This is a genomic window from Nonomuraea sp. NPDC049028 (genome assembly GCF_043197735.1).
Taxonomy (GTDB): domain Bacteria; phylum Actinomycetota; class Actinomycetes; order Streptosporangiales; family Streptosporangiaceae; genus Nonomuraea.
Genome location: NZ_JBICTR010000004.1, coordinates 205,610 through 231,428, shown reverse-complemented (window position 1 = coordinate 231,428; position 25,819 = coordinate 205,610). Strand labels below are relative to the sequence as shown.

Below are 25,819 nucleotides of genomic sequence, written 5' to 3'. Positions count from 1 at the left end.
CAGCACGAACGTTCGTGCTTGGATGGGACGGTATCACGGTGCGGCATAATTGACCGAACGTTCGTGCGCGAAAGGAGCGGCAATGGCGGGCCGGCCACGAGACGAGGGGACACGGAACGCGATCCTGCGCCGAGCGGCGGACATCGCCTCCAAGGACGGGCTGGAGGGCCTGTCGATCGGGCGGCTGGCCGCCGACCTCGGCGTGAGCAAGAGCGGGCTCTTCGGCTACTTCGGCTCCAAGGAAGAGCTCCAGCTCGCCACGATCCGGGCCGCGACGGGTGTCTACCTCGGCGAGGTCGTCCACCCCGCCCTGACGGTGCCGCCGGGCCTGGGGCGGGTGTGGCAGTTGTGCGAGCGCTGGCTGAGCTACTCGGAGCGGCGGGTCTTCCCCGGAGGGTGCTTCTTCTTCACGGTCACCGCCGAGTTCGACGCCCGCCCTGGTCGTGTACGGGACACCGTCGCCGCCGCGGGTCGCGAGTGGAACCTCCTGGTCGCGAGCGCCGTCGGCGACGCGCGCGGGCTCGGAGAGCTCACCGAGGACACCGAACCCGATCAGCTCGCCTTCGAACTGATCGCGTTCATGGAGACCGCCAACGCCGTCTCACTGTTGCACGACGATCCCGTCGCCTACCGGCGGGCCAGGAACGCCATCCAGAGACGCCTGCACGCGTCCGCCACCGATGCGGCGTCGCCGCCCTGGCTCTCGGCCCAGGGCTGAAGGCGTCTCGTACGAGGCCTCGCCGGCGCTCAGGCGTCTTCGACCGGTACGGGAATCCGGGCCTCGACCTTGAACGACGCCCGGTCCGCGCGGTACACGTCGCGGGCGAACTCGATGCAGCGCCCATCGGCAGTGTAGGTGCGGCGGGTCAGCAGGATCCCGTTGGAGGCGCTGCGGATCTTCAGCCGGGCGCAGGAGGCGTCGTCGATGACGATGGACTCGATGACGGCGGAGGCGTCGGCCGGTACGACGCGGTAGTGGGTGCGCAGGATGTGCCAGAGCGACCCGGTGAGGGGCTGCTCCAGCAGTCCGGGCGTGAGGGCGTGGGGGAAGTAGGTGGTCTCCAGCGCGATCGGCTCGTCGTCGGCGAACCGCAGCCGGTGCAGGGCGTGCACGGTCTCGTCGCCGGCCAGGTCGAGCGCCTCGCGGGCTGAGGGGGTGGGCGGGCGTTCCTCGGCCCAGATGAGCTGGGCCGATGGGCGCCGTCCGGCCAGGATGATCTCGTCGGAGAAGCTGCCGATGTGGAAGGGCACCCGCGCTTCGGCCACGAACGTCCCGCGCGGCGGACGCCGGTAGACGTACCCCTCCTTCTCCAGCAGCGCCAGGGCCTGCCGGGCCGTCATCCGGCTGACGCCGTAAGTCTCGCTGAGCTCCCGCTCTGACGGCATGAGCGTGTGCGGGCCGAGCTTCTCCCCGGTGATGCGGTCGCGGAGCTCCGCGGCGATCGTCACGTAACGCGGCGAGGTTGCGGCCTTGTGAACTTTCGTCCCCATGGGTGACACCCTAGCCCGTTTGGTCGATACCTTGTGGTCTAAGCCACATGGTATATACCAGAGGGGGCTTTCGTGCAGAAGGAGCAGATCTGACGATGTACATCCTCGCGATCGACCAGGGGACGTCCGGGACCAAGGCCATCGTCGTGGACGGGGGCGGGCCGTCCTGGCGATCGCCGAGGAGGCCCTACGCCCGCGCTATCTGGAAGGCGGCGGCGTCGAACAGGACCCGCGCGCCCTGCTCGACTCCGTCCTGACCGCCGGACGGCGGGCCGGCGCGGCGGCGGGCGTGCCGCTGGACGCCGTCGCCCTGGCCAACCAGGGCGAGACCGTCCTGGCCTGGGACCCGGCCACCGGCGAGCCGCTCACTCCGGCCATCGTCTGGCAGGACCGCCGGGCCGAGCGGCTGTGCGCGGCCCGGGCTCCGTACGCCGACCGGGTCGCCGCACTCACCGGCCTCGTGCTCGACCCCTACTTCTCCGCGCCGAAGATGCGCTGGATCCGTGAGGAGCTCACCACCGAAGGCGTCGTGACGACCACCGACACCTGGCTGGTGCACCGGCTGTGCGGGGCGTTCGTCACCGACGCCGCCACCGCCAGCCGGTCGCTGCTGCTCGGCCTGGCGGACGGGCGGTGGAGCGGTGAGCTGCTCGACGTCTTCGGGCTCGGCGCCGAACGGCTCCCCGAGATCGTCGCCAGCGACGCCGTCGTCGGTACGACCACCGCCTTCGGGCCGGAGATCCCGGTGACCGGCCTGATCGTCGACCAGCAGGCCGCGCTCCTGGCCGAGGCGTGCCTGGAGACGGGCACCGCCAAGTGCACCTACGGCACCGGGGCCTTCCTGCTCGCCCAGCTCGGCACGTCCCCCTCTCGATCGACGTCGGGCCTGGCGACGTCGATCGCCTGGCGGCTGCGCGGGGAGACCCGCTACTGCGTGGACGGCCAGGTCTACACCGCGGCCTCGGCCGTACGCTGGCTCGCCGACCTCGGCCTCATCTCCGGCGCCGAACAACTCGACGCCGTCGCGGCACCCTCCAGCGACGGCGTGCTGTGCGTGCCCGCGCTCGCCGGCCTGGCCGCGCCGTGGTGGGACGCCGCCGCCACCGCCTCGTTCACCGGCATGACGCTCAGCACCGGCCGCGGGCACCTCGTACGGGCGCTCCTGGAGGGCGTCGCCGCCCAGGTCGCCGCGCTGACCGCGCTGGTCGGCGCGGACCTCGGCGCGCCGCTGTCCCGGCTGCGCGTCGACGGCGGACTGACCCGCTCGCGCGTCCTCATGCAGGCGCAGGCCGACCTCGCCCAGCTCCCCGTGGAGGTCTACCCGTCACCGCACGCGACGCCGCTCGGCGCCGCCGCCTGCGCCCTGATGGCCCTCGACCCCGCGCTGGACGCGGCCACGGTGGTCGGCGGCTGGCGGCCGTCGGCCGTCTACGAGCCCGCCTGGCCCGCCGCTCGCGCCGCCTCGTACCTGGAGAGATGGCAGGCCGCCATATTGCTGTCGAAGGAGATTTCGTGAACGCTCCCCGTACCTACGATGTGGCCGTGATCGGCGGCGGCATCGTCGGCTCGGCCATCGCGCGGCTGCTGAGCGGCACCGCCCTGTCAGTGGCGCTCCTGGAGGCGCGCGACGACGTGGGCGACGGCACCAGCAAGGCCAACACCGCCATCCTGCACACCGGCTTCGACGCCAAACCCGGCACCCTGGAATCCCGCCTGGTCGCCCGCGGCTACGACCTGCTCGGCGACTACGCGGAGGCCACCGGGATCCCGGTCGAACGTACCGGAGCGCTGCTCGTCGCCTGGACCCCCGAACAGCTCGACGCCCTGCCCGAGCTGCGCGCCAAGGCCGAGCGCAACGGCTACACCGCCTGCGAGACCGTCGACGCGGCCGAGGTCTACCGCCGGGTCCCCGCCCTCGGCCCCGGCGCGCTGGGCGGCCTGACCGTCCCCGGCGAGTCCATCATCTGCACCTGGACCACCAACCTCGCCCTGGCCACCGACGCCGTCGACCGCGGCGTGACGTTGCTGCGCGGCCACCGCGTCACCGAGGTCCACGTCGGCGCGGACACCACCCGGCTGGCGACCACCGCGGGCGAGGTCACCGCCCGCTGGGTGGTCAACGCCGCCGGACTCGGCGCCGACACGCTCGACACCCTCTTCGGCCACGACCGCTTCACGGTCACGCCGCGCCGCGGCGAACTGCTGGTCCTCGACAAGCTCGCCCGGCCGCTGGCGCCCTGCATCGTGCTGCCGGTGCCCTCGTCGGCGGGCAAGGGCGTGCTCGTCAGCCCCACGATCTACGGCAACGTCATGGTCGGCCCGACCGCCGAGGACCTGACCGACCGCGGCGCCACCGGCACCTCCGAAGCGGGGCTGGCGTTCCTGCGCGAGAAGGGCGCGGCGCTCATGCCCCGGCTGATGAAGGAAGAGGTCACCGCGACGTACGCGGGCCTGCGGGCCTCGATCGGGCGCGACGACTACCTCATCGACCTCGACGCCTCACAGCGCTACCTCCTGATCGGCGGCATCCGCTCCACCGGCCTGACCGCCGGCATGGCGATCGCCGAACACGCCGGGGACCTGCTCGCCGGCCATCTCGACCTCACCGCGCGCGCCGGTCTGCCCGCGCCGCCGCACATGCCCAATCTGGGCGAGGCGTTCGCGCGCCCGTACCAGGACGCCGCCGCGATCGCCGCCGACCCCGAGTACGGCCGCATCGTCTGTTTCTGCGAGCGGGTGACGCGGGGGGAGATCCGCGACGCGCTGGCGTCGGTGATCCCGCCCGCCGGGCTGGACGGCCTGCGCCGCCGCACCAGAGCCATGAACGGACGCTGCCAGGGCTTCTTCTGCGGAGCCCGGGTACGCGAGATCTTCGAGGGGGAGACGGAATGACCGAGCGGGTACGCGTGGCCGTCATCGGCGGTGGACCGGCGGGACTGACGGCCGCCGCCGCGCTCGCCCCGGCGGTGGACGGCGACGTCCTGGTCATGGAGCGCGAGCCGGAGACCGGGGGCATCCCCCGGCACAGCGACCATCCCGGCTACGGCATCCGTGACCTGCGCCGATTCGTCTCCGGCCCCGAGTACGCGCGCCGGCTGACCCGCGCCGCCCGCGAGGCCGGGGCCCGTCTGGAGACGGAGGCCATGGTCACCGGATGGGCCGGAGCGCGGACCCTGGAGGTGACCTCGCCGCGCGGCCGCCGCCTCGTCCAGGCCGACGCGGTGGTCCTGGCGACCGGGGCGCGGGAGCGGCCTCGTTCGGCCCGGCTCATCGCCGGCGACCGGCCCGACGGCGTCTACACCACCGGGCAACTGCAGAACCTCGTACACCTGCACCATCGCGAGGTCGGGCGGCGCGCTGTGGTCGTCGGCGCGGAGCTGGTCAGCTGGTCAGCGGTGCACACCCTGCACGAGGCGGGCTGCCGTACCGTGCTGATGACGAGCGAGTACGCCAAACCCGAGGCCTACACGGCCTTCCACGTCCCGGGCCGGCTGGCCTTCGGCGTGCTCGTCCGGACCCGCACCCGGCTGGTCGCCGTCAACGGCAAGGGCCGGGTGACCTCGGTCGACATTGAGAACCTCGACACCGGTGCACGCCACCGCGTCCCGTGCGACACCGTGATCACCACCGGCGACTGGATCCCCGACCACGAGCTGGCCCGTACGGGCGGCCTGGACATGGACGAGTCCACACTAGGGCCGCGCGTGGACACCTCCCTGGCGACGAGCCTGCCCGGCGTGTTCGCGGCGGGGAACCTCCTGCACCCGGTCGACACCGCCGACATCGCCGCGCTCGACGGCCGCCACGTGGCCGCCGCCGTCCTGCGGCATCTGGCCGGCCACCCCGTCCCGGCCGACGGGGTGCCGCTGGTGGCCGAGGCGCCGCTGCGCTGGGTCGCGCCGCAGATCGTACGTCCCGGCGGGCCGCCGCCCTCGCGGGGCAGGCTCCTGCTGTGGTCCGACGCCTTCCGGAGGTTCCCGCGGATCGCCGCGATCCAGGACGGGCGCCTCCTCGGCCGTATCCGCCTCCCCTGGCCCGCCGCCCCGGGCCGGGTCTTCCGCGTACCTTTCACCCTCGTGACGGGCGCCGACCCGGCGGGCGGGCCCGTACGACTCGCACTGGAATGACTGCCTAGCACCTGATCACGGAGTAGCTGTCAGGGCGGTGCGCGCGGTGGCGAGGATCTCCTCGGACAAGGGGGAGTCCTTGGTGGCGCGGGCCAGGACGAGTGCGCCGAGCATGGTGCACAGCCGGGTGATGCCGTCCTGGTCGGGGGTGGCGAGCGCGTCGGCGAAGTCGCTGACTCCCTGGGTGTAGACGCGGTGGGCCTCGTGGTTACCGGGTTCGCGCGCCATGTCGCCGGCCAGCGCGGCGACGGGGCAACCGTCCGAGGGGTTGTCACGGTGCTCGACGGAGAGATAGGCGTCGATCAGCGCCTGCTGGGCGGCGGTGCTGGATTGTCCGGTGTGCTGGTCGAGCGCGGCGATGTGGTGTTGGGCGAGTCCGGCGAAAGCATGGCTGGTGGCCTCGTCGATGAGCGCCTCTTTGGAGGCGAACTGCTTGTAGAAGCCGCCGTGGGTCAGTCCGGCCGCCTTCATGAGGTCGGCGACGCTGACGTGTGTGCCCTGCTCGCGGAACAGCCGGGAGGCGGTTTCCACGATCCGCCTGCGGTTCTCCTGCGCTTGCGCCTGTGACACGCGGCCCATCGGCCACCCCCTCATTTGGATGTCGGCTGTCATCTATCCTATGCTCCAACTTAGATTACAAACGTAATCTAAATGGATCTGCAACGCTGGGAGCAGACATGGAACTGAAGAACGCGGTCGCCGTGGTCACGGGCGCCAACCGAGGACTGGGCCGCCACCTGGCCGTCCAGCTTCTGGAGCACGGAGCGAAGGTGTACGCGGCGGCGCGCCGCCCGGAGAGCGTGGACGTGGCCGGCGCCATCCCGCTGCGCCTGGACGTGACCGACGAGGAGTCCATCCGGGCCGCGGCCCGCCTCGCCTCGGACGCGACCCTGCTGGTGAACAACGCCGGGATCTCCACCGGCACCCCGCTGATCGCCAGCGACCTCGAGGCGGTGCGCCTGGAGATGGAGACGAACTACTTCGGCCCACTAGCCGTGACGCGCACCTTCGCCCCGGTCATCGAGGGCAACGGCGGCGGCGCCGTGGTCAACGTCCTGTCCGTGCTGTCCTGGTGGCACCCGGCCGTCACCGGGGCCTACGCCGCGGCCAAGGCCGCCGCCTGGGCGCAGACCAACGCGGTCCGCGAGGAACTGGCGCCGCGCGGCATCACCGTCTCGGCGCTGCACGTCGGCTACATGGACACCGACATGGCGGCCAGTATCCCCGCCGACCAGAAGGCCGACCCCGCCGACGTCGCCGCCCAGGTCCTGTACGGCATCGAGAACGGCCGGCCCGAAATCCTCGCCGACGAGGTCACCCGGAACATCAAGCAGAGCCTGTCCACCACGCTGAACCCGGCCTGAACCCAGCCGGAATCACGCCTGAAGCGGCGGTCAAGGACGGCGACGGAGCGGTCAAGGACGGCGACGGAGACTGAGGGCGGCGCCCTCACTCCCTCGTCCCTTACTCCGGCACGACGCCGATGACCATGCGGTGATCGAGGTGGTCCGGCAGATCAGGGGCTTTGGTGAGCGCTCCGGTCCGTACGTCGATGATGAGGAAGCCGCGGGTGGAGTCCACGATGACGCGCCGGTCGTCGAGCCACTGGGCGACCTCATCGCCGCACGGGGCGGGGAAATCCCTGATCCGGGCGCCGGTCGTGGCGTCCCAGAAGGTGATCAAGCCGTGGCAGCCCATCAGCAGCTTCCCGTCAGGGGAGAGGCTCTTCACATCGTCGGCGTCGATGTACTCGGAAACCGTCCTGGCCTTGCCCCGGTTGTCGACGGAGATGATCGCACCGTCGTAGTGGCACTCCCGGGAGCCGACGACCTTGTCTCTGGTCACTCCGAACACCACGCACAGCTTCGGGATGGTCCGGGCGCCGCCCGTCTCGAAGTCCGTGATGATCATGCGTTTCTCCGCCACGACGGCGGCCGCGAACAGCCTGCCGTCCGCGGAGACCGCCAGGGGAGTGGGGCCAGGACTCTGCCTGTCCAACTCCCAGGCGGTGAGCCGGCGGGTGAGGGGACGCGACCGGCCATCGCGCAGGTCCAGGGCGACGTACTGGTTCGTGGCGGAGTCCAGGTAGGCGAGGCGATGCCCGTCGAGGCTGACCACGATCTCCCGGTCGGCATTCTTGATCAGCATGTCCTCGCCCGTCGCGAGGTGGACGCTCCGACCGCCCTCCGCGAAGTCGGTCCAGCGGATGGGCGCCGCCGTCGGATGGAAGGCGACGACGCCCTTCTCCGGAGGCGCGCTCGGTTGGGGCGTACAGGCTGCCACGGCGAGCACTAGGAGGAGCACGGCGCGCTTCATACCGCTCCGATAGTCAGGTCGTTTGATGACATGTCCGGCACGTACGGCACGCCGCGAGCCGCGCCGGTGGCCAGATTCACCACGTAGACGGCCGCCGAGTGGTATCCCGGCGCGAAGACCACCACCTCGTTCGCCCCCGCCCACCGATAGAGGTGGCTCAGTACGGCGGTCGGTGGCAGCTGCGGGCGGATCTCGCGGATCGTCTTGCCGGTGGCCGGATCGAACAGGCGGATCTGGTTCTTCGCCTGGGAGAAGGCCACCATGGACCTCCCGTCGGGAGAGGCCGTCACATCGCCTCCTCCGTCGAAGGGGTCGCGGATGGCGTGTTCGCCGATCCGGAAGGTGGCGCCGTCGTAGAGGACGAGTTGGTGACCCGCCCAGCCCTGCAGGTATTGCTCCGGGCCGGTCACGCGCCGGAGCTCTCCCGTCGAGGTGTCGGCGATCACGACGGTCAGCGCTGGGGATCCCTGGGCCGCCAGGTAGCGGCCTTCGGCGGAGAAACGGAGCGTGTTCGCGGTGAAGCCGGTGGGGACCGGTACGACCGAGCCGGTGGCGAGATCGCGGACGATCACCTGATGGCGGGAGAGGCTGTAGTAGGCGAGCTTGTGCCCGTCCGGGCTCACCTCGACACCGGACAGCCCGTCGGCGTCGGGGATCCGCCACCGGGCTCCGGTCACGTCGATCACCGCGCAGCCGCTCCTGTCCGGGAAAGCGTTCCACGGGGCGGGCGCCTCGGGGAAGGAGTCCTCGACCCGCAGGCCGTACCGGATGGGCGTCTTGGTGGTCGCGGCCAGGACGGGCGAGAGCGGCGGAGTGGCCCGTTCCGGTTCGAGCAGGTCGTACTTCGGCCACAGCACCGTGAACACCACCGCTCCGGCGACGAGGAGGCAGGCGCTCGCCACAAGCTTGCGGTGCAGGCGGATCAGCCGTTTGCGTCGCGGCAGGCCCGACGGGTCGACTTCGGGGGCGGCTTCCAGCGGGGCCTCCCCTGCCAGCGCCCGGACCTTCGCGATGCTCAGCCCGGTCAGGTCGGCGGTGTCTTCCTCGCTCCACCCGTCATAGTGCAGCGCCACCTGGACCGCCCGCTCGGCCCGCGCCTTCCGATAGAGCGTGAAATATGCGCTCTTGTTGTCCCCGTGCTTGAGCAGCGCGATCGCCGTGAGCTTCTCCGCCTTGGCCGGGTCGCCCACCAGCAGCGTCGCCGTGCGCAGCAACGGCGTCTCCCATTCGCTCACCACTCCACCCTCCCGAGTACGAAACCGGTGCCCCAGCTGGCGGGCACCCCCGTGACGGTCCGGCTGGTCGCCCGCGCGATGTCGATCGCCTGGTAGCCATTCGATCGCTCGCACAGCACCTCGCGGTCGTTGAGCCATCTCTCGACCCGCTCGCAACCGGACCTCTTCACCCGGGCCAGCCTCTTTCCGGTGACGGCGTCGACGGCCTCGTAGTAGCCGATGTCGACCAACAGCAGCCGCCGTCCGTCGGGAGAGGGGAAGGCTTCCTCGTCATCCAACCCCGGCACGAGGAAGCCGCTGCCGTCGGCGCGGATCGCGACAACCCGGCGGTTCTCCCCGCTGCCGGGCCTGCACCGTGGGACTCCCCAGATGAGGTCCTTGCTGAGCCCGAACACCTGGCAGATCCCGGCGATCGTCCGGACCTTCCCGGTCCCGAAGTCCATGATCCGGCTGTCGGGCTGAGCCGAGTAGGCGACGAGGCCGCCGTCGTGGGAGAAGACGAAACCACCGATGTTCACGGCCTGATCCGCGGTGAGCTCGGGCGAGAGGGGGCGGACCGTGCCGTCCCGCAGGTCGCGGGCCATCACCCGGCGATCGGCCAGATCCAGGTAGACCACCCGGTGCCCGTCGTCGCTGATCGCGATCCCGGGCTCCTGAGCGGCGTACGGAAGCGGGTAGACCTCGCCGGAGGCGAGATGCAGGCTCCATCCGTGACACGTCGCGTCGCCGCAGTGGGACGCGTCGCCGTACACGATGGGCTGGCCGGTGCTGCGCGGCCAGAGGACCAACAGGAGGAGGACGCCTCCGGCTGTCGCGAGAAGAACGGCGGCCACCCGAATGCGATAGCGCACCCGGGACCGCCTGGCTAATTGAGACCAGGTGCCCGACACGAGATCGAATACTAGGAACGACCGATTGCGATCAGATTGCGGTCGTCCTCTTGCTGCCCTGGCGCGCGCCCAATGACTTACGGGATGATGTCCGTTACGATCCTGGCGGCGGCCTTCTGGCACGAGGAGAGCCGCCCGCTCATGCTCGCCTGCGCGGCCGAGTTGCTGGCGCACCGCCACCCACCGACGGTCGCCACCCCGGCACTGCCCTGTTTGGGGGTGTCGGGCCGGTAGTAGGTCCGGAAGACCTTCAGTGCCGTACGGCAATCGGCCCGCCCCGCGGACACCGCGACCGCGGCCATGGGCCCGCCGCCGGGCGGCTGAAGCTCACCGCACACGGTCCCGGGCCCGGCGAGCTTCCGCGAGGGCGAGGGCGAGGGCGAGGGGCGAGCCGTCGGCGGCGCCGTCTCCGGTGCTTTCGTCTCGGGGGATTCCGGTGCCGATGTGGTGGGCGTCGCCAGGGCGGAGGACGGTGCCGGGGTAGAGGACAGTGCCAGGGTGGTGGACGGTGCCGCCTCCGGCTCGGATTTCTCCCCGCAGGCGCTCAGGAAGAGCAACAGCACCGGAACGCAGGCAATGACTCGCGACCGCACGAAACAGAACTCCACAACTCGACGTCAAGGTCGGCGTAGTCTCTCACGCCCAGCGCGTCGCTCCGCCGTGCCGACGATCTGTCGTCGTCGCTGAAACTTTCACCGCCGCACCGCATGAGGATGAGGCTCTCCCCATGCTGTCCACCGCCCGTGACCTCGGCTGATGTGCCGCCTCCGGGTTGAGGCCGCCGGGTCGTCCGCGTACGTGAGACCTTTCCAGGCTCAGCGGTGCGTGCTTAGCTTCGCTCATCCATCGGAAAGCGCTTACCGAGCTCACGGAGACGAAGGATGCGCCTAAAAGCCGTCATGGCGTGCGCCGGCCTGCTGGCCGGCGTGCTCGTCGCACTGTCACCATCCATCGCGAATGCCGCGACCACCCGGTACGAGGCCGAAACCTCGCCGGCGGTCTGCACCGGGACGATCGACTCCAACTGGGCGGGCTACTCCGGCAGCGGCTTCTGCAACGGCACCAACGCCGCGGGCGCCTACGTCCAGTACACGGTGACCGCCTCGGCGGCCGGTACGGCGACGCTCGGGGTGCGGTTCGCCAACGGCACCACCAGCGCCCGTCCCACCAGCCTGCTGGTCAACGGTACGACCGTGCAGTCGGTGTCGTTCGAAGGCACGGGTACATGGGACGCCTGGACCACCAAGACGTTGACCGTCAACCTGGCCTCGGGCAGCAACACCATCCGGCTCGACCCCACAGGCAGCACCGGCCTGGCGAACATCGACTACCTCGAGGTCACGACGGGAAGCACGCCGCCACCCACCGGCACGCTGTACGCCTCGCCGAACGGCAGTGCGAGCGCGCCCGGAACGGAGTCGGCCCCGACGACGCTCGCCTCGGCGATCACCCGCGTCACCGCGGGCGGGGTGATCTACGCGCGCGGCGGGACGTACAACCTCTCGCAGACGCTGACCATAGCGGCGGGCAACAACGGCACCTCGAGCGCCCGCAAGAAACTGTCCGCCTACCCGGGGGAGACTCCGGTGCTGAACTTCTCGGCCATGAGCGAGGACTCGGCCAACCGCGGTCTTGCCCTGAACGGGTCGTACTGGCACCTCTACGGCATCGTCGTCGAGCGGGCCGGTGACAACGGGATCTTCGTCGGCGGTAGCAACAACATCATCGAGCGTACGGTGACGCGCTTCAACCGTGACTCGGGGCTGCAGATCTCGCGGATCGCCTCTGACACTCCCCAGAGTCAGTGGCCGGCCAACAATCTCGTCCTGAGCTCGGAGTCGCACGACAACGCCGACTCCGACGGTGAGGACGCGGACGGCTTCGCCGCGAAGCTCACCTCCGGCCCCGGCAACGTCTTCCGCTACGCGGTGTCTCACAACAACATCGACGACGGCTGGGACCTCTACACCAAGACGGACACCGGAGCCATCGGCCCGGTCACCATCGAGGACTCCCTCTCCTACAACAACGGCACTCTTAGCAACGGCACCCAGAACGGCAACGGTGACCGCAACGGCTACAAGCTCGGTGGCGAGGACATCGCGGTCAATCACGTGATCCGGCGCAGCATCGCCTACCGCAACGGCAAGCACGGGTTCACCTACAACCGCAACCCCGGCTCGATGTCGATCTCGGACAACGTCAGCATCGACAACACGGAGCGCAACTACTCCTTCGACGCCGGCACCTCGGTGTTCCGCAACAACGTCTCGTGCCGCAGCGGCAGCGGGACCAACGACAGGATCGTGGGTAACGCCGACAGCTCCAATCAGTTCTGGTCCGGTTCGAACGGGTCCCGATGCTCCTCGTACTCGGGTGCCCTGCACTGGTCCTTCGCCGCGGACGGCCGCCTCGTGGTCACCTTCGGCTAGCCGGCGACGCCATGCCCCGCCTGGTCGCAGCCCATGATTCATGGGCTGCGACCCACGCGACGTCAGCGGATCGTGCGGCGGGTGACCGCTCAGGGCAGGGCTTCCCAGGCCCCGAACGGACTGTCGGCTCCCGGAGCCGATTGCCTGCGGGCATGGACAACGCCATCGGTCCCCACGGCGAACATGACGGCGGCCCCGTTCGCATCAAGGGTGGCCGCCGGGTAATCGACGATGGTCCCGCTGAGGTCGGCCCACGCGTCATAACCGCTGCCGTTCGCGATCAACTGCTTGGTCATGCTGACCCCGGTCGTGGCGTTGCGCTCGAACATCAGGATCCGCGAGTCCAGACCAGCCGGCGTGGTGACGAGTGCGGGCTCACCGACCCCCGCGTGTCCCCCGATCACGGCAGGCGTGGTGCTCCAGGCGAGGCCGGCCACGAGCTGGTAGCTGACGACCATCGCGGCGGTGCCGGCGCGGCGGTAGGCCACGTGGAGGCGCCCGTCCTGGGACAGAGCGACCGAGGGCGGGCTGGCCGGGGTCATCGACGGGACGGTGGTGTCGCGGGTGAAACCGCCGTTGGGGGTGGACTGATACCAGCGCAGCAGCCGAGTCCTGGAACTGGCGAACAGCTCGATGCGGCCCAGTGGCGTGGTGATGGCGCTGAGGCCGTCCTGCACGTCAGTGCCGCCCTGGTTCTGCCATGCGCCCCAGCCGCCGTTGGCCGCGGTCTGGACGCGGCTGCTGACCCCGCCATTGCCGTTCTTGACGAACATCTGCATGCGGCCGTTGGCGTTGGAGGCGACAACGGGCAGACCGATCTGTTCCTGGACCTCCCAGTTCGTGTGGGGATTGCCAAGGTCGGTCCAGCTGCCGGTCCAGGCGCCATTGGCCGCGGTCTGGGACATGGTGACGATGTGGTGGTCGGTCATTCGCCTGGCGAAGATCGCCAAGCGGCCGTCGGCCTGTTTGCCCACGCTGATCGCGGGTGCCAAGGCGCCGCCCGCGCCGGCCAGCGTGTACGGGCCGTCCCACGCTCCGGCCGGGGTCTGCCCGTAGGTGGTCACCACACCGTTTCGGACCACGAAGATCTGGGGTCTGCCGTCAGCGTTCCGGCCTGCCCAACGGGTTCCCCTGGCCCAGCGGTAGTACATCCGCGTCGGCCACACGTTCGGGTCGAACGCGTGGTCGTACTGGATGTAGTGATCGATGATCGCGCTCTTGCGGGCGCTGATCGCGGTCGTCAGGTTCATGGGCGCGTCGGCGATGTTGTAGTCGCGGTAGTTCACCAGCAGAATCGGTAAGCCCGACGCCGTGGCGGCGTCCCCGGCCAGCCGTCCCGCGGCCACGTGGTCGCCGTGGCCCGGGTCGTAGCGGCTGTCGACGATGGGGTCCTGGGCGCGGAGCACGTTGGGCTGGTAGTGGTTCATCAATCCCGCGAGTACGGCGATCACGTCAGCGCGCTCGTACGTGTACGACGCGCTCACCAGGCCGTTCTCAGGGATGATCGTGTGATCGACGAAGTCGTCCACGACGTTGAACCAGCCGATCTCGTTGTCCCGCATGTTCATGAACACCAGCTGGATCTGCGGATGACTCGTGAGCGTGTATCGCTCGACCTGTCGATCCGCGATCGTCCAGGCCACCCCGGTCCACTCCTCCTGGGCGGCCGGATCCACATCCGGCGCTCCCGCCATCCGGGCGTAGGCGTCCAGCATGCCGCGCTGCCGATTACGGGCCCGCTGCTCGTCGGTATCACCGTCACCGGTGACCTGCCCCGCGGTGATGAAGACCGTCACGTTCGCCGCCCCCGACTGGATCGAGTCGTCGATGTCGGGGTTCATGAACAGGATGTCGTCGTCCTCATGCGCCACGATCTGCATGAACGCGCCGGGTGCGATGGTGGGCGTGGCGACGGCCACCCCGCCCATCGGCACCAACACGACGAGCGTCGCGAGCACGGCTAACAGCCGCACCCAGAACGAGGTAGTTCTGCCTCCGCGCATGTTGTTCCCCCCACGCAGGCCGTACCGGACAAAAGGTTCTAGGGTCCAGGGTCGAATAGTGAATAGTTCTTGGGCCGAGAGCAAGGGGAAACTTGATAACAACTGCGTAACGCGCTCAGAATTTCTCGAGAAGGTGGCTCTGGCCTGGGAAGACGCACTGGGGTGGTTGCGGATCCAGTGCTCCGACCGCCTTCTATGTGAACGAATGGGCGCGCTTTTGCGATCGACTTGGTCGCCAATATAAATTCGTTATAAAATCTACGGAGAAAGGAATTGGGCGAAGGATTCGAAGCCTTGCCGCTGTTCATTTAAATTTGACGGCCGGTCAGAATTCGATGAAATGCCCGGCCGGGCCCGATGGGGGAGCCGGACCGGTGCCGCGGTGTCGTGCGAGGTCGTGCCGGTCCTCAGGTCGAGTTCCCGGATTCCGCCTTCGGCGCCGATCTCAGTCAGCTTGCAGTATTACCCGGTGCGACTACGGTCGCAGGCGGAGATCATCATGAGTGTGGACGAGGGCGACCAGAGTGGAGATCGTTCCCACGACCTCCGCCAAAGGAAAGGCATATGTCGCCAAGGAACGGTAAGCGCATCGCGTAGCGGGACCGCCGATCTGGGCGCCCGGAAGCCGGTGCCGCGCGAGGCGCGCTTCCGGGTCGCCAGCGTGACCAAGAGCATGGTCGCCGCCACCGTCTCGCAGCTGGTCCAGGAGGGCAGAGGCCAAGCGACTGCCCCAGCCCGAGCGGGGCCGCTTCGCCTACTCCAACACCGGCTACTACCTGCTGGCCGCCGTTGACGCGCTCAACCGCTACTTCTGCGGCGAACCGTACAAACTGCCTGGTGGGGCCGCGAAGTCGCGATGACCGATCCCGCACGTGCGCCCGCCGCGCCGATCACTCCAGGTTCGCGAGTTCGCTCTCAAAACGCCTGCGCAGCGCGTCCTTCTCCGGCTCCGGCAGCCAGCACGCCTCCACCCCGGCCAGCGCCATCGCCCGCAACCGCTCATCCGGTACGGCGAGCTGATCGGACAGGATCCGATACTCCTGAGCCAGCGACGTCGGGAACATCCCAGGGTCGTCGGAAGCCGGAATGACGTTGAGCCCGGCCTCCAGCATCGCCGCGATCGACGCCCGCCGCCACGGCCGCCACGAGCGCCGCGAGGTGGTCGAGATGACCGTGAACGGGACCTGCTCGTCCCTGACCCTGGCGACGACCTCGTCGTCCTCGAGGACGAAATAGCCGTGGTCGATCCGGTCGCACCCGAGCACGTCGAGGCAGGTGACCGTGTTGACGGCGACCGGCGCGTGCTCGGAGGAGTGAGCGGTACGGCGGAGCCCGGCCTCACCGGCGAGCCGGAAGGCGGCCTCGAACCGCTCGGGCGGCCCGGCGGTCTCCAGGTTGTCCAGCCCGATCCCGGCCACGTAGTCGTGGGGGTTGTCCACCACCGTACGGATCCAGGAGAGCGCCTCCTCGCCCGATGTGCTCCGGTCGACGGCCGCGATGAGCCGGCCCGACATGCCGAAGTCGCGTTCGGCCATCCTGATGCCCTCGGCGTACGCCTCGACCACCGTGGCGTAGCCGAGCTTCTCCTGATGTTCGGTCAGCGCGTCGAAGGAGACCTCGAGATGCCTGGTCGCGCTGGTCCGATGGGCGTCCTCGAACGCCTCATAGGTGATCCTGGTGAGATCGTCGGCGTCGCGCAGGACCTGGAGAACCCACGAGGACACCTGGAACAGCGAGTAGGGGACCGCGGGCTCGTCCGCGCTCCTGCCCTGCGGAACCGGGATCCGGGTGTTCAGGTAGAGCGCCGGGTCCGGCGGGAGCGAGTTCACGTCCGCGTAGATCCGCTCGGGCGTGTCGGGCAGGTCGAGCCCCTCCCGCCTGGCCAGTTCGGCGAAGGTCGAGGCGCGCACGGTGCCGATGAGGTGGCAGTGCAGATCGACCTTGGGCATCAGGTCGAGGTTCACTTGCCGGCCACCTCGCGGGTGAACCGGTCGACCCAGGTGGTGCGGGTGTCGACGAGCTGGGCGGGGTCGAGGGTCTTGAAGCCGGCGGCCACGGGGTCCTTCGCCGCCTCGCCCGTCACCTTGGCGACGTCGGCCGGGATCTCGGCCTTCGGGTTCGTGGGCAGGTCACCGGCGGCCTTCGCCATGGCGCTCTGCGCCTCGGCCGACAGCATGTAGTCGATGAACTTCGCCGCGCCCTGCTGGTTCTGCGCGCCCTTGGGGATCATCGCCCGGTTAGTGGCCATGTAGCGGCCCTTGGCGGGAGCGGTCCAGGCGATCGGCTCGCCCGAGGTGACCAGCTTGGTGGCGAAGCCGCTCAGCGCGTCGGCGGCGACGATCTCGCCTTGGGTCAGCAGGTTCGTGACCTCGGTCGAGGAGGTGTAGAACTGCAGGACGTTCGGCGCCCAGCCGGCCAGGGTCTTCAACGAGGTGTCGATGTCGTAGGGGCCCTTGCCGTACGACTCACCCACCCCCGAAATCATGAGTTGTCCGGCGGTCACCGAAATATCGGGAAGAGCGACCTTGCCCTTGTTGGCCGCGTCCGCGAACAGCGCCCAGTCGGCGGCCTGCTTCTGACTCAGCTTGCCGGTGTTGTAGATGATCCCGTTGAGCTGGTGCGTGTAGGCCGGTCCCTCGAAGGCGCCCTCGGTCGCGAACGGCGCGAGCTCCTTGATGTTGGGCACGTCCACCTTCTGGAAGAGGCCGTCCTTCTGCCCGAGCGCGGCGAAGTAGTCGGAGATCAGCACCACGTCCGCCTCCGGCTTGCCCTTGGCGAGCCGCAGCTTCGACAGCCGGTCGGAGTTGGACCCGGTGTCCAGCTCGACCTTGATCCCCGTCTGCTTGGTGAACGGAGCGACGACCGCCTGCTCGAACTCCTTCACCCCGAAGGGGAAGGTGCTGACGACGATGGTGTTCTGCTTCTCGGCGGAGCTGGAGCCGGAGCCGGAGCATCCGGCCGCGGCGAGCAGCGTCAGGGCAGCGGCCAGTACGGCACGGCGCGTTGGCATGGAGTTCCTTCTTTCAGCGGGGGAGGGAGACCAGATGGTCGTCCGGCGCGATGACCGAGACGCTCGATCCGGGAGTCAGGGGCGTGCCGCTGCGTACGTCGGCGAGCAGCCTGACGGTCGCGCCCGACGGGTCGACCACGTCGAGCGAGACGAGCAGGTCGACGCCGCGGAAGGCCACGTCGACCACCTTCGCGTCAAGGCCCTGACCCTGCTCGGCGAGGCGCAGATGCTCGGGCCGGATGGTCAGCGGAGTGCCGTCGGCGGCGGTGAGGAAGTTCTCGTAGCCGAGGAACTCGGCCACGAAGCGGTCGGCCGGACGGGGGAAGATCTGCTGCGGAGAGCCCTGCTGCACGATCCGGCCCTCGTTCATGATGACCATCTCGTCGGACATCTCCAGCGCCTCGTCCTGGTCATGGGTGACGAGGATGACGGTCAGCTTGGTCTCCGCCTGGATGCGCCGGATCTCGGCCCGCATCTGGACGCGCAGGCGGGCGTCGAGATTGGACAGCGGCTCGTCGAGCAGCAGGAGCTTGGGCCTGATCGCGATGGCCCTGGCCAGTGCCACGCGCTGTTGCTGACCGCCGGAGAGCTTCTTCGGCTTGCGGTCGGCCAGGTGCGCGAGCCCGACGAGCTCGAGCGTCTCCATGACCCGCGACCGTCTTTCGGCGGAGGGCACCTTGCGCAGCTTGAGCCCGTAACCGACGTTGTCGGCCACCGTCATGTGCGGGAACAGCGCGTACGACTGGAAGACCATCCCCAGATTCCGCTTCTCCGGCGGCGTCCGCGTGCTGTCGACCCCGTCGATGCGGATCGTCCCCGACGTCGGCGCCGAGTAACCCGCGATCATCCTCAGCGTGGTGGTCTTGCCGCAGCCGCTCGGGCCCAGCAGCGTCGTCAGCTGCCCTGACGGCACGGTGAGGTCGATCTCATCGACGGCGGTGAAGGAGCCGAACCTCTGGGTGACTCCGATCAATTCGGCGGCGGCGGTCATTGGTTGATCCCTCCGAAGATCTTGGCGAATCCGACCGTGCGCTCGGCGATCACCGCGATGACCACGGTGGCGGCCAGGACGAGGGTGGAAGCGGCGGCGACCATCGGGTCGTAGGACTGCTGGACGTAGTCGAGCATCGTCACCGGCAACGTACGGAAGTCGCGTCCCTGCAGCAGGAGCGACAGCGGCACGTTGTTGAAGGACGTGACCACGCTGAGCAACCCGGCGGAGAAGATGCCCGGCCGCAGGATGGGCAGCGTCACGTTGAAGAACGCGCGCAGCGGCGAGGCGCCGAGCCCGCGGGCGGCCTCCTCCAGCCCGGGGTCGGCCAGCGCGAGTGAGGCGCCGGTCACGCGTACGGCATAAGGCAGCATCAGTGCCGTGTGCCCGACCAGCAGGGTGCTGAAGTTGTCCAGGTCCAGGCCGACCATCAGCTGCTGGAACAGCGCGAGCCCGACGACCAGCTCGGGGACGATGAGCGGCGACAGGAACAACCCCTCGACCAGCCCCTTGCCAGGGAGCTTCCCCCGGTGGACGGCGAGCGTGACAGGCACGCCGACCAGCAGCGCGAGCGCGGTGGCGAGCACGGCGAGCTCCAGGCTGGAGAGCGCGGCCCCGATGAACGGCTCGTAGCCGAGCGCCTCGTCGAACCAGCGCAGCGAGATCCCGTCGGGCGGGAACCTCAGGGTGCTGCCCGCCGTAAAGGCGGTGGCGACCACGAAGATGATCGGCACGATCATGATGACGTAGCCGATGACCGCGAGCGCCGCGGTGATGGGCCGCTTCATGAGGTGGCCCCCTTCCGCCCGATCAGCGAGGACAGCCCGGAGACGAGGAAGACCAGCACCGTCATGATGAGCGCCGTCGCCGAGGCGGAGGCCCAGTCGACCGTGGTGCTCGCGTAGTTGAACAGCTGCGTGGACAGCATCCGCTGGCTGGACCCGCCGAGCAGATAGGGCGTGGTGTAGGCGGTGACGGACCCCGCGAAGACCAGGGTGGCGGCCACCACGATGCCCGGCATGGTCAGCGGGATGACGACGCTCCACATCGTACGGATCCTGCTCCCGCCGAGCCCGCGCGAGGCGTCGTCCAGGCCGGGATCGACCTGGGCGACGGCCGAGTAGCAGGAGATGATCGCCAGCGGCAGGAACAGCTGGGTGAGACCGAGGATGATCGCCAGCTTGGTGTAGAGCAGCTGCGGCGCCACCTCGACGATGCCGAGCTGGACGAGCAGCTGGCCGAGCGCCCCCTTGGAGCCGAGGATCACCAGCCAGCCGAAGGTTCGCACCACGTTGCTCAGCATCAGTGGGAAGATCGCCACAGCCAGGAAGACTCCGCTCCACCGGGACGGCGAGCGGGCGAGCCAGTAGGCGATGGGGAAGCCGAGGACGACGCAGATGATCGTGACAGCCAGTGCCAACCCGACCGTGCGCCCGATCACCTCAAGGTCGTAGGGATCCGTGAGCATCTCGCCCAGGCGCGCGAAGATCTCGCTGGTCGCCACGTCCGGCGGCGCGAAGAGCATCGCGGCGGAGGGGATGAGGAAGCCTGCGACGAGAAGGACGAGACCAGGCACCAGTAGAAAGGCCGATGTGCGGGAGATGTCGGCGTCCTTTCTCAGTGGCGTACGCTTGCCTGGAACCGGTTGCGGAACCGGTTCCACGAGCCCTGACCATAAGTTATGAGCGGCCTCGCGCACAAACCCCTGTGTGAAATTCAGGTAACGACTCAAGGAGGATGAGTGCCGACACTCGCCGACGTCGCCGCGCTGGCCGGGGTTTCGAAGGCGACGGCCTCCCGCGCGCTGGGCCGGCCGGACCAGGCCGCCCCGGAGACGGTGGCCCGCGTCCGCGCAGCCGCTGAGCAGCTCGGCTTCGTCCCCAACCGGGCGGCCACCCAGCTGGCCCGCGGGCGGACCGGGGTGGTCGCCGTCGTGGTGCCCACGCTCGACAATACCTTCTTCACCCCGATCATCGGCGGGGCCCAGGCGCGCGCGGCCGACTCGGGGATGCAGCTGACCATCTCGGTGCACTCTCTGGAGCACAAAGCCCAGATCGCCGCGATCGAGCAGCTCGCGCACCAGGTGGACGGCTTCCTGCTCACCGCGCCCCGAGGTTCGGACGAGATCGTCCGCGCCGCCGCGTCGTTCAAGCCGACCGTGCTCATCGACCGTGAGATCGAGGGCATGACCTCGGCGGTCGCCGACACGGCCAGCGCCTTCGGCGCGCTCGTCTCCTGGTTCGTCGAGAAGGGTCACGAGCGCATCGTCTACATCGGCGGCCCGGCGGGCTCGTGGCAGGATCGCCAGCGCCAGGCCGCCGTCCGCGCCGCGACCGAGTCGAGCGGCGCGACGCTGACCATGCTCGGCCCGTACCCCTCGACGTTCGCCGCCGGAGTGGGGACGGCGGAGGCCGTGGTGGCCGCCCGCGCCACCGCCGTGGTCCCCTACGCGACCTCGATCGGCCTCGGCCTCATGTTCGCCCTGCTCAGCCGGGGAATCCGTGATGTCGTGGTCAGCTCGGAGCGCATGATCGTCGAGAGCCTCGGCCTGGACGACGTCCCCGCGATCGACGTGGACGGCGAGAAGCTCGGTGAGGTGGCCATGGACCAGCTCATGACCCTCCTCGGCGAGCGCAAGGAGCCACCGCCCACCAGACGCCGCCTCACGGTTCCGATCAGCTAGGGCGTTGCCCGATATCCAGTCCGCTGCAATCCGATTGCATGGCCGGTCCAAAATACTCCCGAACGTCAGTGGCGACAGAGGGGGATACGAGCAGCCATAGGGTGGATGGCATCCCTTGACCGTTCCTGCTTTGGATTCAATTGATCAGACGGGCCGGCTTGATCTGTGCCGCTTGATCTGCATGGACGGAGTTTTCGGCAGACGCAGAGCTGAAGACCCGAGGCCATAAGCCCGCGGTCACACCTGGGTGAACGTGCTCCGTACTCGCCTGGACGCAAGTACGTACCAGACGCCGACGACCCCTGGCGTGGAGTCGATCACCGTGCCGAGGGTGGACTTCATGCCGACGATGTGCCAGGACACCAGGAACGCGATCGACAGCACGTGGAAGATGACGTTGTTGATGATCGCCGATTTCCGCCTTTTGAACATCAGGATGTAGAGCACGACGGTGTACATGACAAGTAAAAGGTTACTGATCACGTACAGCAGGAGCGAAGGCAGCGGCACGAACGAGTTCATTCCCGCCAGTGACGGATTGGCGTTGACGATCAGAGTGGCGACGGTCAAGCCTAGTCCGTGGAGGGCCAACAGGCCCAAAACGATGACATAGACGAGCAACCACCCGCGGATGCCTTCCGGCGCAGTTGTTGAGCCTCGTATCGTGAGGTTGTTCACCACTCGTTCCCCTTTTTATGTGCAACATCGTTCTCTGCCAGTCTGGGGCGTAGGGCATGGCGTGTCAGTGGGTCTAGGCCGCAGTCTCCGGGGGGTAGCGCTACTTCTCTGTTGGGGCGTGGATACGGCGGCTTGGGCGGCGAAATGGCGGCTTTCGCCGGGGAGCCTCGGTGACGACGCTCGTTGAAGATGGCTCTGGCGATCTTTGTGCAGTGCCGTCACAGACGGTGATTGGATCTTGCTCGGGCTCTGATCGCGATCCCCGCTGTACCCAGGTCGGCTGGGTACAGCACACTCTTGGCGGCTCACCTGGGGAGAGGTCACCGTCCTGGCCCACCGACTCGAAGTGCCGGTGATCCGCGACGGGCCCCCACCGCCGAACTTCACTGACGAGGAGCGTGCCCTGCAACGCCGCCTCGGCGGGCAGCTCATGCCTGGGGTGTTCAACCTCGACTGCGCCGAGATGCTGCCATCGGTGTTCCCGTCATGAACGCCCAAGCTGCCCTGAGCGCTGTGGCGGCGGGAGCCACCGTTTGAGAAACGGCCGCCCGACCGGCTCGCGACTCCGGATCAGCCGTAGCGGCTCATGTCGTAGAAGAAGTCCGGAACGGTGTGCAGCTCCCGCGAGGCGGTTACCCGGTCGTAGACATACTTGGCGACCGCGAGATCCAGGACACCCAGGCCGAACGGTGAGAAGATCACTGGCTGGCCGGCCGGTGGCGCCACCGTGCCCGCGAGGACGTCGTACAGCGTGCCCGCCACGAAACCGCGGTGACCGGCCCGCTGCTCGGCCAGGTGCGGCGAGGTGCCGGCCTTCATGCAGTGCTCCACGTCGTCCACCACGTTGTACGACGAGAGGATGAGCTCCGGTGACAGGTCGCGCAGCGAGATGTGCAATATGAGGGGGTTATGCGCGAGGCAACGGGGGTCGGTGACGTGCGGTTCGCCGGCCACGGTCGCGAAGACGATCAGATCGTACGAGCGAATCAGGTCTTCCGCGGTGTCGTGGATGGTGACCTGTCCTGGCTCGGTCCGTTGGAGGTATTCCTGGAAACCCCGCGCGTGCTCGGGCGCCAGGTCATGGATGCCGAGCTCCTTGAACACGAAGCCGTTGCCGGACAGGTAGGTGTGGATGTAGCGGGCTATCAGCCCGGTCCCCACGAAGCCCACCTTGGTCGGCCGCTCGCCGCGCAGACCGCTCAGCTCTGTGGCGGCCAGGGCGGCCGACGCGGCTGTACGCGTGGCGCTGATCACCGAGCTCTCCAGACACGCGAAGGGGTAGCCCGTCTCAGTGTCGTTGAGGATCAGCACGGCGGAGGCCCGCGGGATGCCCGCCGCGACATTGTCCGGGAAACTGGAGATCCACTTCAGTCCGTGCACGTCGACATCGCCTTTGATGGATGCGGGCAGCGCGATGATCCTGGACGACGGACGGTCGGGGAAACGCAGGAAGTAGGAGTCCGGATTGACGGTGGCGCCCGTGCCGTGCAGTTCGTAGGCGTGGCGTACCACGCTGGTGATCTCGGCCTCTCTGTGGGCGATGGCCTGGTGTACCTGAGCACCTGAGATCACGGCGAAGGAAGGGGATCTGTTCATGGGCAATTCCATTTCACGGTGGGGAGATCCGAAAGGTTTAGGCCTAGACCCCCTGAAGTCAGGGTTTCGCCCCACTGACGGTCGCGATCTCCGGATGCATTGTTGGTCGCATGACGAGATCGATAGGCAAATTCTGCTTCCAGCACCGCTGGAAGGTGGTCATCGCATCCCTTCTGCTGATGGTGGCGGGGTTTGCCTCCGCCGGTTCCGTCGTCGGCGGGATGTCCGCCGTGCAGCAGAAGAACGTGCCGGAGTCGCTGCAGGCCAGGCAGCTGCTCGGCGAAGGCGGTTCGCAGGTGGTGCTGCTGGTCGAAGGGGTGGACCCGAAAGCCGCCCGTACCAAGGAGGCGCTGCGCGGGACGGCCGCAGCCGCCCGGACCGTGAAGGGTGTCACGGGTGTCGAGCCGCCCCGCACCGCGTCCGACGGCAGCGGCGTCATGCTCGCCGTCGGTATCACGCAGGCCGATGAGGAGCAGACCGCGATACGCGTCGCCGACCGGCTCCGGACGATCCGCGACAGACTCCCCGAGGCGAAGATCCGCGTCGGCGGGGACGCCTGGCTCAGGTACGAGACCAAGGGCACGGCGCAGAAGGACATGCGCAACGCGGAGTTCAAGGCGTTGCCCCTGACGTTCGTGGTGCTGGTGCTGGTGTTCGGCGGGCTGATCGCTGCGGGGATGCCGCTGATCACCACGATCATCAGCGTCGGCACGGCCTTCGTGGTGCTGCTGGGCCTCTCCCAGGTGATACCGCTCGACGGCAATGTCACCACTGTGGTGACGTTGCTGGGGCTCGGGCTGTGCATCGACTACGGTCTGCTGCTGGTCGGGCGATACCGTGAGGAGCTGGTGGCGCCGTACCGGCGGGCGGCGGCGGCCGGGCGTCATGGGATCACCCGTGCCGAACGCGCCGAGGCGGTCGAGCGTACGTGGGCCACGGCGGGCCGGACGGTGATGTTCAGCGCGCTGACGGTCGCGGCAGCGCTGAGCGGGCTCTTCGTGTTCAACGCCACGGGCCTGCGCGCGGTGGCGGCGGGCGGCGTCGCCGCATCGCTGGTCGCCATGACGACGGCGTTGACGATGCTCGCCGCGTTGATGGGCCTGTTCGGCGGGCGGATCCATCCCTCGAAGAGCGCCCTGCGCGGTGAGGACCGCGTCGGCGGGTTCTTCGCGAAGCTGGTCGGCTTGGTCCAGCGCTCCCCGCTCCTGGTGGGGATCGGGATCGTCGTCGCGCTGCTCGCCCTGGGCGCGCCGATGCTCGGCGCGAAGATCGCGTTGTCCGGTACCAAGATCCTCCCGCCAGACCTGGAGTCGGTCCAGGTGACCAACGTGCTCGCCACCAAGTACGGCAGAACCGAGCGGCCGGCCGTCATCGTGGTCGGGCAGACCGATCCGGCAAGCCTGTCGAAGTGGGCGGGCCGGTGGAGCGGTGATCCGTCGGTCGTGCGGGTCGAGTCGGCACGCCAGGACGGAGCGAAATTGTCAACGGTGGTGCTGGCGGTGCGCGGCGACTCGCAGGGGCCCGACGCCCTTGAGCTGGTCCATCGGGTGCGCGAGCAACGACCGGCCGGCTTCCGGATCTGGGTCGCTGGACAGGCGGCCGAACTGGCGGACGTCTCTACCCTGCTGCGCGAGGGGATGCCGCTGGCAGTGAGCGTCACCGCCGTCGCCATGCTGGTGCTGCTGTTCCTGCTCAGCGGGTCGATCATGATACCGCTGACGGCGGTGGCCATGGCGGTGGTCTCGCTGGGCGCCACGTTCGGAGTACTGGTGCTGGTGTTCCAGAACGGCTGGATGTCCGGGCCGCTGGACACGCTCATCGTGGGCGGGCTGGACCCGTTCGCGCTCACCGTCATCTTCGCCTTCGCGTTCGGTCTGTCGATCGACTATGAGGTCTTCCTGCTCGGCCGGATCCGCGAGCACGTCACCGCCGGCCTCGGCACCCGCGACGCGATCCGAGCGGGGTTGCGGGACACCGGGCGGATCATCACCTCGGCCGCGCTGCTGATGATGGTGGTGTTCGCCGCGTTCGGGATGGCGAGGATGGGGGACATCGAGCAGATCGGCATCGGGTTGTTCGCGGCCGTTCTGGTGGACGCCACCCTCGTACGGTGCCTGCTGGTGCCGTCGGTGATGACGCTGATGGGACGGGCGAACTGGTGGGCCCCCGGACCGCTGCGCAGACTGCACGGGCGATTCGGCCTGCGGGAGGAGAGCAGCCTCCAGGTGCCGAGGGTCGAAGTCGGGCAAGTGACCGGACGCTGAGCGGTCTCGCCTCATGCGTCGTCTCGAACGCCACGCCCAGGTCGTACGGGCACAACAAGACGTCGGGCTCGGACGAGAAGCCTCCGAGCCCGATCGCCTGCTC

At 68.9% G+C, this 25,819-nt stretch carries 25 protein-coding genes; 11 read left to right on the top strand and 14 right to left on the bottom strand.

Annotated features, from left to right (window positions below):
- Window positions 1-82 precede the first annotated feature (82 nt).
- Window positions 83-718, top strand: a complete 636-nt coding sequence (locus ACGFJ2_RS16690; protein ID WP_357952489.1) for a TetR/AcrR family transcriptional regulator — start codon at window positions 83-85, stop codon at window positions 716-718.
- A 29-nt stretch (window positions 719-747) separates the two neighbouring features.
- Here the strand turns inward: ACGFJ2_RS16690 and ACGFJ2_RS16685 are convergent, their stop codons facing one another.
- Window positions 748-1,491, bottom strand: a complete 744-nt coding sequence (locus tag ACGFJ2_RS16685; protein WP_393468937.1) for a GntR family transcriptional regulator — start codon at window positions 1,489-1,491, stop codon at window positions 748-750.
- A gap of 95 nt (window positions 1,492-1,586) precedes the next feature.
- Here ACGFJ2_RS16685 and ACGFJ2_RS16680 point away from each other — a divergent pair, with 95 nt between their 5' ends.
- From ACGFJ2_RS16680 to ACGFJ2_RS16665, 4 genes are read left to right on the top strand one after another with little or no spacing between them, the layout of a single operon-like run.
- Complete coding sequence (locus tag ACGFJ2_RS16680; protein ID WP_393470026.1) at window positions 1,587-1,748, top strand: hypothetical protein; 162 nt, start codon at window positions 1,587-1,589, stop codon at window positions 1,746-1,748.
- A complete protein-coding gene (locus ACGFJ2_RS16675; RefSeq protein WP_393470013.1) occupies window positions 1,694-3,007 on the top strand; it encodes an FGGY family carbohydrate kinase in 1,314 nt (437 codons plus the stop codon). Before ACGFJ2_RS16680 ends, ACGFJ2_RS16675 begins: the two co-directional genes overlap by 55 nt.
- Window positions 3,004-4,383 (top strand): NAD(P)/FAD-dependent oxidoreductase, encoded by a 1,380-nt coding sequence (locus ACGFJ2_RS16670; RefSeq protein WP_393468934.1) that lies wholly within the window; start codon window positions 3,004-3,006, stop codon window positions 4,381-4,383. The genes ACGFJ2_RS16675 and ACGFJ2_RS16670 overlap by 4 nt, the downstream gene beginning before the upstream one ends.
- Window positions 4,380-5,618, top strand: a complete 1,239-nt coding sequence (locus ACGFJ2_RS16665) for an NAD(P)/FAD-dependent oxidoreductase (protein WP_393468931.1) — start codon at window positions 4,380-4,382, stop codon at window positions 5,616-5,618. The genes ACGFJ2_RS16670 and ACGFJ2_RS16665 overlap by 4 nt, the downstream gene beginning before the upstream one ends.
- 15 nt (window positions 5,619-5,633) lie before the next feature.
- Here ACGFJ2_RS16665 and ACGFJ2_RS16660 read toward each other — a convergent pair whose 3' ends face one another.
- Window positions 5,634-6,197: a TetR/AcrR family transcriptional regulator gene (locus ACGFJ2_RS16660; protein ID WP_393468928.1), complete on the bottom strand. Its 564-nt coding sequence runs from the start codon at window positions 6,195-6,197 to the stop codon at window positions 5,634-5,636.
- Between the two features lie 98 nt (window positions 6,198-6,295).
- On the opposite strand from ACGFJ2_RS16660, the gene ACGFJ2_RS16655 reads away from it, so the two are divergent.
- Window positions 6,296-6,982 carry an SDR family oxidoreductase gene (locus ACGFJ2_RS16655; protein WP_357952495.1) on the top strand — a complete coding sequence of 229 codons (687 nt, stop codon included), beginning with the start codon at window positions 6,296-6,298 and terminating at the stop codon, window positions 6,980-6,982.
- Between the two features lie 100 nt (window positions 6,983-7,082).
- Here the strand turns inward: ACGFJ2_RS16655 and ACGFJ2_RS16650 are convergent, their stop codons facing one another.
- The 4 genes from ACGFJ2_RS16650 to ACGFJ2_RS16635 form a co-directional block, all read right to left on the bottom strand.
- Window positions 7,083-7,922 carry a hypothetical protein gene (locus ACGFJ2_RS16650; protein ID WP_393468925.1) on the bottom strand — a complete coding sequence of 280 codons (840 nt, stop codon included), beginning with the start codon at window positions 7,920-7,922 and terminating at the stop codon, window positions 7,083-7,085.
- An 8-nt stretch (window positions 7,923-7,930) separates the two neighbouring features.
- Window positions 7,931-9,169 carry a WD40 repeat domain-containing protein gene (locus tag ACGFJ2_RS16645; protein WP_393468922.1) on the bottom strand — a complete coding sequence of 413 codons (1,239 nt, stop codon included), beginning with the start codon at window positions 9,167-9,169 and terminating at the stop codon, window positions 7,931-7,933.
- Complete coding sequence (locus ACGFJ2_RS16640) at window positions 9,166-10,002, bottom strand: hypothetical protein (protein WP_393468919.1); 837 nt, start codon at window positions 10,000-10,002, stop codon at window positions 9,166-9,168. Before ACGFJ2_RS16640 ends, ACGFJ2_RS16645 begins: the two co-directional genes overlap by 4 nt.
- 134 nt (window positions 10,003-10,136) lie before the next feature.
- The gene (locus tag ACGFJ2_RS16635) at window positions 10,137-10,622 is read right to left on the bottom strand and encodes a hypothetical protein (protein WP_393468916.1); all 486 of its coding nucleotides are present in this window, start codon (window positions 10,620-10,622) and stop codon (window positions 10,137-10,139) included.
- A 318-nt stretch (window positions 10,623-10,940) separates the two neighbouring features.
- On the opposite strand from ACGFJ2_RS16635, the gene ACGFJ2_RS16630 reads away from it, so the two are divergent.
- On the top strand, window positions 10,941-12,491 hold the full coding sequence (locus ACGFJ2_RS16630) for a carbohydrate-binding protein (RefSeq protein WP_357952500.1): 1,551 nt from the start codon (window positions 10,941-10,943) through the stop codon (window positions 12,489-12,491).
- Between the two features lie 89 nt (window positions 12,492-12,580).
- Here the strand turns inward: ACGFJ2_RS16630 and ACGFJ2_RS16625 are convergent, their stop codons facing one another.
- On the bottom strand, window positions 12,581-14,494 hold the full coding sequence (locus ACGFJ2_RS16625; RefSeq protein ID WP_393468913.1) for a PIG-L family deacetylase: 1,914 nt from the start codon (window positions 14,492-14,494) through the stop codon (window positions 12,581-12,583).
- Between the two features lie 340 nt (window positions 14,495-14,834).
- Between ACGFJ2_RS16625 and ACGFJ2_RS16620 the strand changes: the two genes are divergently transcribed.
- Window positions 14,835-15,287 carry a serine hydrolase gene (locus ACGFJ2_RS16620; RefSeq protein WP_393468911.1) on the top strand — a complete coding sequence of 151 codons (453 nt, stop codon included), beginning with the start codon at window positions 14,835-14,837 and terminating at the stop codon, window positions 15,285-15,287.
- A 97-nt stretch (window positions 15,288-15,384) separates the two neighbouring features.
- Here ACGFJ2_RS16620 and ACGFJ2_RS16615 read toward each other — a convergent pair whose 3' ends face one another.
- Genes ACGFJ2_RS16615 through ACGFJ2_RS16595 form a run of 5 tightly spaced genes read right to left on the bottom strand, consistent with a single transcriptional unit; the run spans window position 15,385 to window position 20,071 of the window.
- A complete protein-coding gene (locus ACGFJ2_RS16615; protein WP_357952503.1) occupies window positions 15,385-16,458 on the bottom strand; it encodes a hypothetical protein in 1,074 nt (357 codons plus the stop codon).
- Window positions 16,455-17,504 carry a polyamine ABC transporter substrate-binding protein gene (locus tag ACGFJ2_RS16610; protein ID WP_357952504.1) on the bottom strand — a complete coding sequence of 350 codons (1,050 nt, stop codon included), beginning with the start codon at window positions 17,502-17,504 and terminating at the stop codon, window positions 16,455-16,457. Before ACGFJ2_RS16610 ends, ACGFJ2_RS16615 begins: the two co-directional genes overlap by 4 nt.
- A gap of 13 nt (window positions 17,505-17,517) precedes the next feature.
- Complete coding sequence (locus tag ACGFJ2_RS16605; protein ID WP_357952505.1) at window positions 17,518-18,495, bottom strand: ABC transporter ATP-binding protein; 978 nt, start codon at window positions 18,493-18,495, stop codon at window positions 17,518-17,520.
- Window positions 18,492-19,283 carry an ABC transporter permease gene (locus ACGFJ2_RS16600; protein WP_357952506.1) on the bottom strand — a complete coding sequence of 264 codons (792 nt, stop codon included), beginning with the start codon at window positions 19,281-19,283 and terminating at the stop codon, window positions 18,492-18,494. Before ACGFJ2_RS16600 ends, ACGFJ2_RS16605 begins: the two co-directional genes overlap by 4 nt.
- Window positions 19,280-20,071, bottom strand: coding sequence for an ABC transporter permease (locus tag ACGFJ2_RS16595; RefSeq protein ID WP_357640695.1), 792 nt, complete (start codon window positions 20,069-20,071; stop codon window positions 19,280-19,282). The genes ACGFJ2_RS16600 and ACGFJ2_RS16595 overlap by 4 nt, the downstream gene beginning before the upstream one ends.
- Window positions 20,072-20,236: 165 nt before the next feature.
- On the opposite strand from ACGFJ2_RS16595, the gene ACGFJ2_RS16590 reads away from it, so the two are divergent.
- The gene (locus ACGFJ2_RS16590) at window positions 20,237-21,178 is read left to right on the top strand and encodes a LacI family DNA-binding transcriptional regulator (RefSeq protein ID WP_357952507.1); all 942 of its coding nucleotides are present in this window, start codon (window positions 20,237-20,239) and stop codon (window positions 21,176-21,178) included.
- 237 nt (window positions 21,179-21,415) lie between these two features.
- Here ACGFJ2_RS16590 and ACGFJ2_RS16585 read toward each other — a convergent pair whose 3' ends face one another.
- The gene (locus tag ACGFJ2_RS16585) at window positions 21,416-21,856 is read right to left on the bottom strand and encodes a DUF2569 family protein (RefSeq protein ID WP_393468905.1); all 441 of its coding nucleotides are present in this window, start codon (window positions 21,854-21,856) and stop codon (window positions 21,416-21,418) included.
- Between the two features lie 346 nt (window positions 21,857-22,202).
- On the opposite strand from ACGFJ2_RS16585, the gene ACGFJ2_RS16580 reads away from it, so the two are divergent.
- Window positions 22,203-22,346 (top strand): hypothetical protein, encoded by a 144-nt coding sequence (locus ACGFJ2_RS16580; protein ID WP_393468902.1) that lies wholly within the window; start codon window positions 22,203-22,205, stop codon window positions 22,344-22,346.
- Between the two features lie 80 nt (window positions 22,347-22,426).
- Here the strand turns inward: ACGFJ2_RS16580 and sbnB are convergent, their stop codons facing one another.
- On the bottom strand, window positions 22,427-23,452 hold the full coding sequence (gene sbnB, locus ACGFJ2_RS16575; protein WP_393468899.1) for a 2,3-diaminopropionate biosynthesis protein SbnB: 1,026 nt from the start codon (window positions 23,450-23,452) through the stop codon (window positions 22,427-22,429).
- 110 nt (window positions 23,453-23,562) lie between these two features.
- Between sbnB and ACGFJ2_RS16570 the strand changes: the two genes are divergently transcribed.
- Window positions 23,563-25,716: an MMPL family transporter gene (locus tag ACGFJ2_RS16570; RefSeq protein ID WP_393468896.1), complete on the top strand. Its 2,154-nt coding sequence runs from the start codon at window positions 23,563-23,565 to the stop codon at window positions 25,714-25,716.
- Window positions 25,717-25,819 lie beyond the last annotated feature (103 nt).

Bases quoted from the DNA above. Each gene is read 5' to 3' on its own strand.
- ACGFJ2_RS16630 (WP_357952500.1), top strand. From the start codon at position 10,941: ATGCGCCTAAAAGCCGTCATGGCGTGCGCCGGCCTGCTGGCCGGCGTG.
- sbnB (WP_393468899.1), bottom strand. From the start codon at position 23,452: ATGAACAGATCCCCTTCCTTCGCCGTGATCTCAGGTGCTCAGGTACAC.
- ACGFJ2_RS16665 (WP_393468931.1), top strand. From the start codon at position 4,380: ATGACCGAGCGGGTACGCGTGGCCGTCATCGGCGGTGGACCGGCGGGA.
- ACGFJ2_RS16655 (WP_357952495.1), top strand. From the start codon at position 6,296: ATGGAACTGAAGAACGCGGTCGCCGTGGTCACGGGCGCCAACCGAGGA.
- ACGFJ2_RS16610 (WP_357952504.1), bottom strand. From the start codon at position 17,504: ATGCCAACGCGCCGTGCCGTACTGGCCGCTGCCCTGACGCTGCTCGCC.
- ACGFJ2_RS16625 (WP_393468913.1), bottom strand. From the start codon at position 14,494: ATGCGCGGAGGCAGAACTACCTCGTTCTGGGTGCGGCTGTTAGCCGTG.
- ACGFJ2_RS16605 (WP_357952505.1), bottom strand. From the start codon at position 18,495: ATGACCGCCGCCGCCGAATTGATCGGAGTCACCCAGAGGTTCGGCTCC.
- ACGFJ2_RS16600 (WP_357952506.1), bottom strand. From the start codon at position 19,283: ATGAAGCGGCCCATCACCGCGGCGCTCGCGGTCATCGGCTACGTCATC.
- ACGFJ2_RS16690 (WP_357952489.1), top strand. From the start codon at position 83: ATGGCGGGCCGGCCACGAGACGAGGGGACACGGAACGCGATCCTGCGC.
- ACGFJ2_RS16620 (WP_393468911.1), top strand. From the start codon at position 14,835: ATGCCCGGCCGGGCCCGATGGGGGAGCCGGACCGGTGCCGCGGTGTCG.
- ACGFJ2_RS16660 (WP_393468928.1), bottom strand. From the start codon at position 6,197: ATGGGCCGCGTGTCACAGGCGCAAGCGCAGGAGAACCGCAGGCGGATC.
- ACGFJ2_RS16680 (WP_393470026.1), top strand. From the start codon at position 1,587: ATGTACATCCTCGCGATCGACCAGGGGACGTCCGGGACCAAGGCCATC.
- ACGFJ2_RS16685 (WP_393468937.1), bottom strand. From the start codon at position 1,491: ATGGGGACGAAAGTTCACAAGGCCGCAACCTCGCCGCGTTACGTGACG.
- ACGFJ2_RS16570 (WP_393468896.1), top strand. From the start codon at position 23,563: ATGACGAGATCGATAGGCAAATTCTGCTTCCAGCACCGCTGGAAGGTG.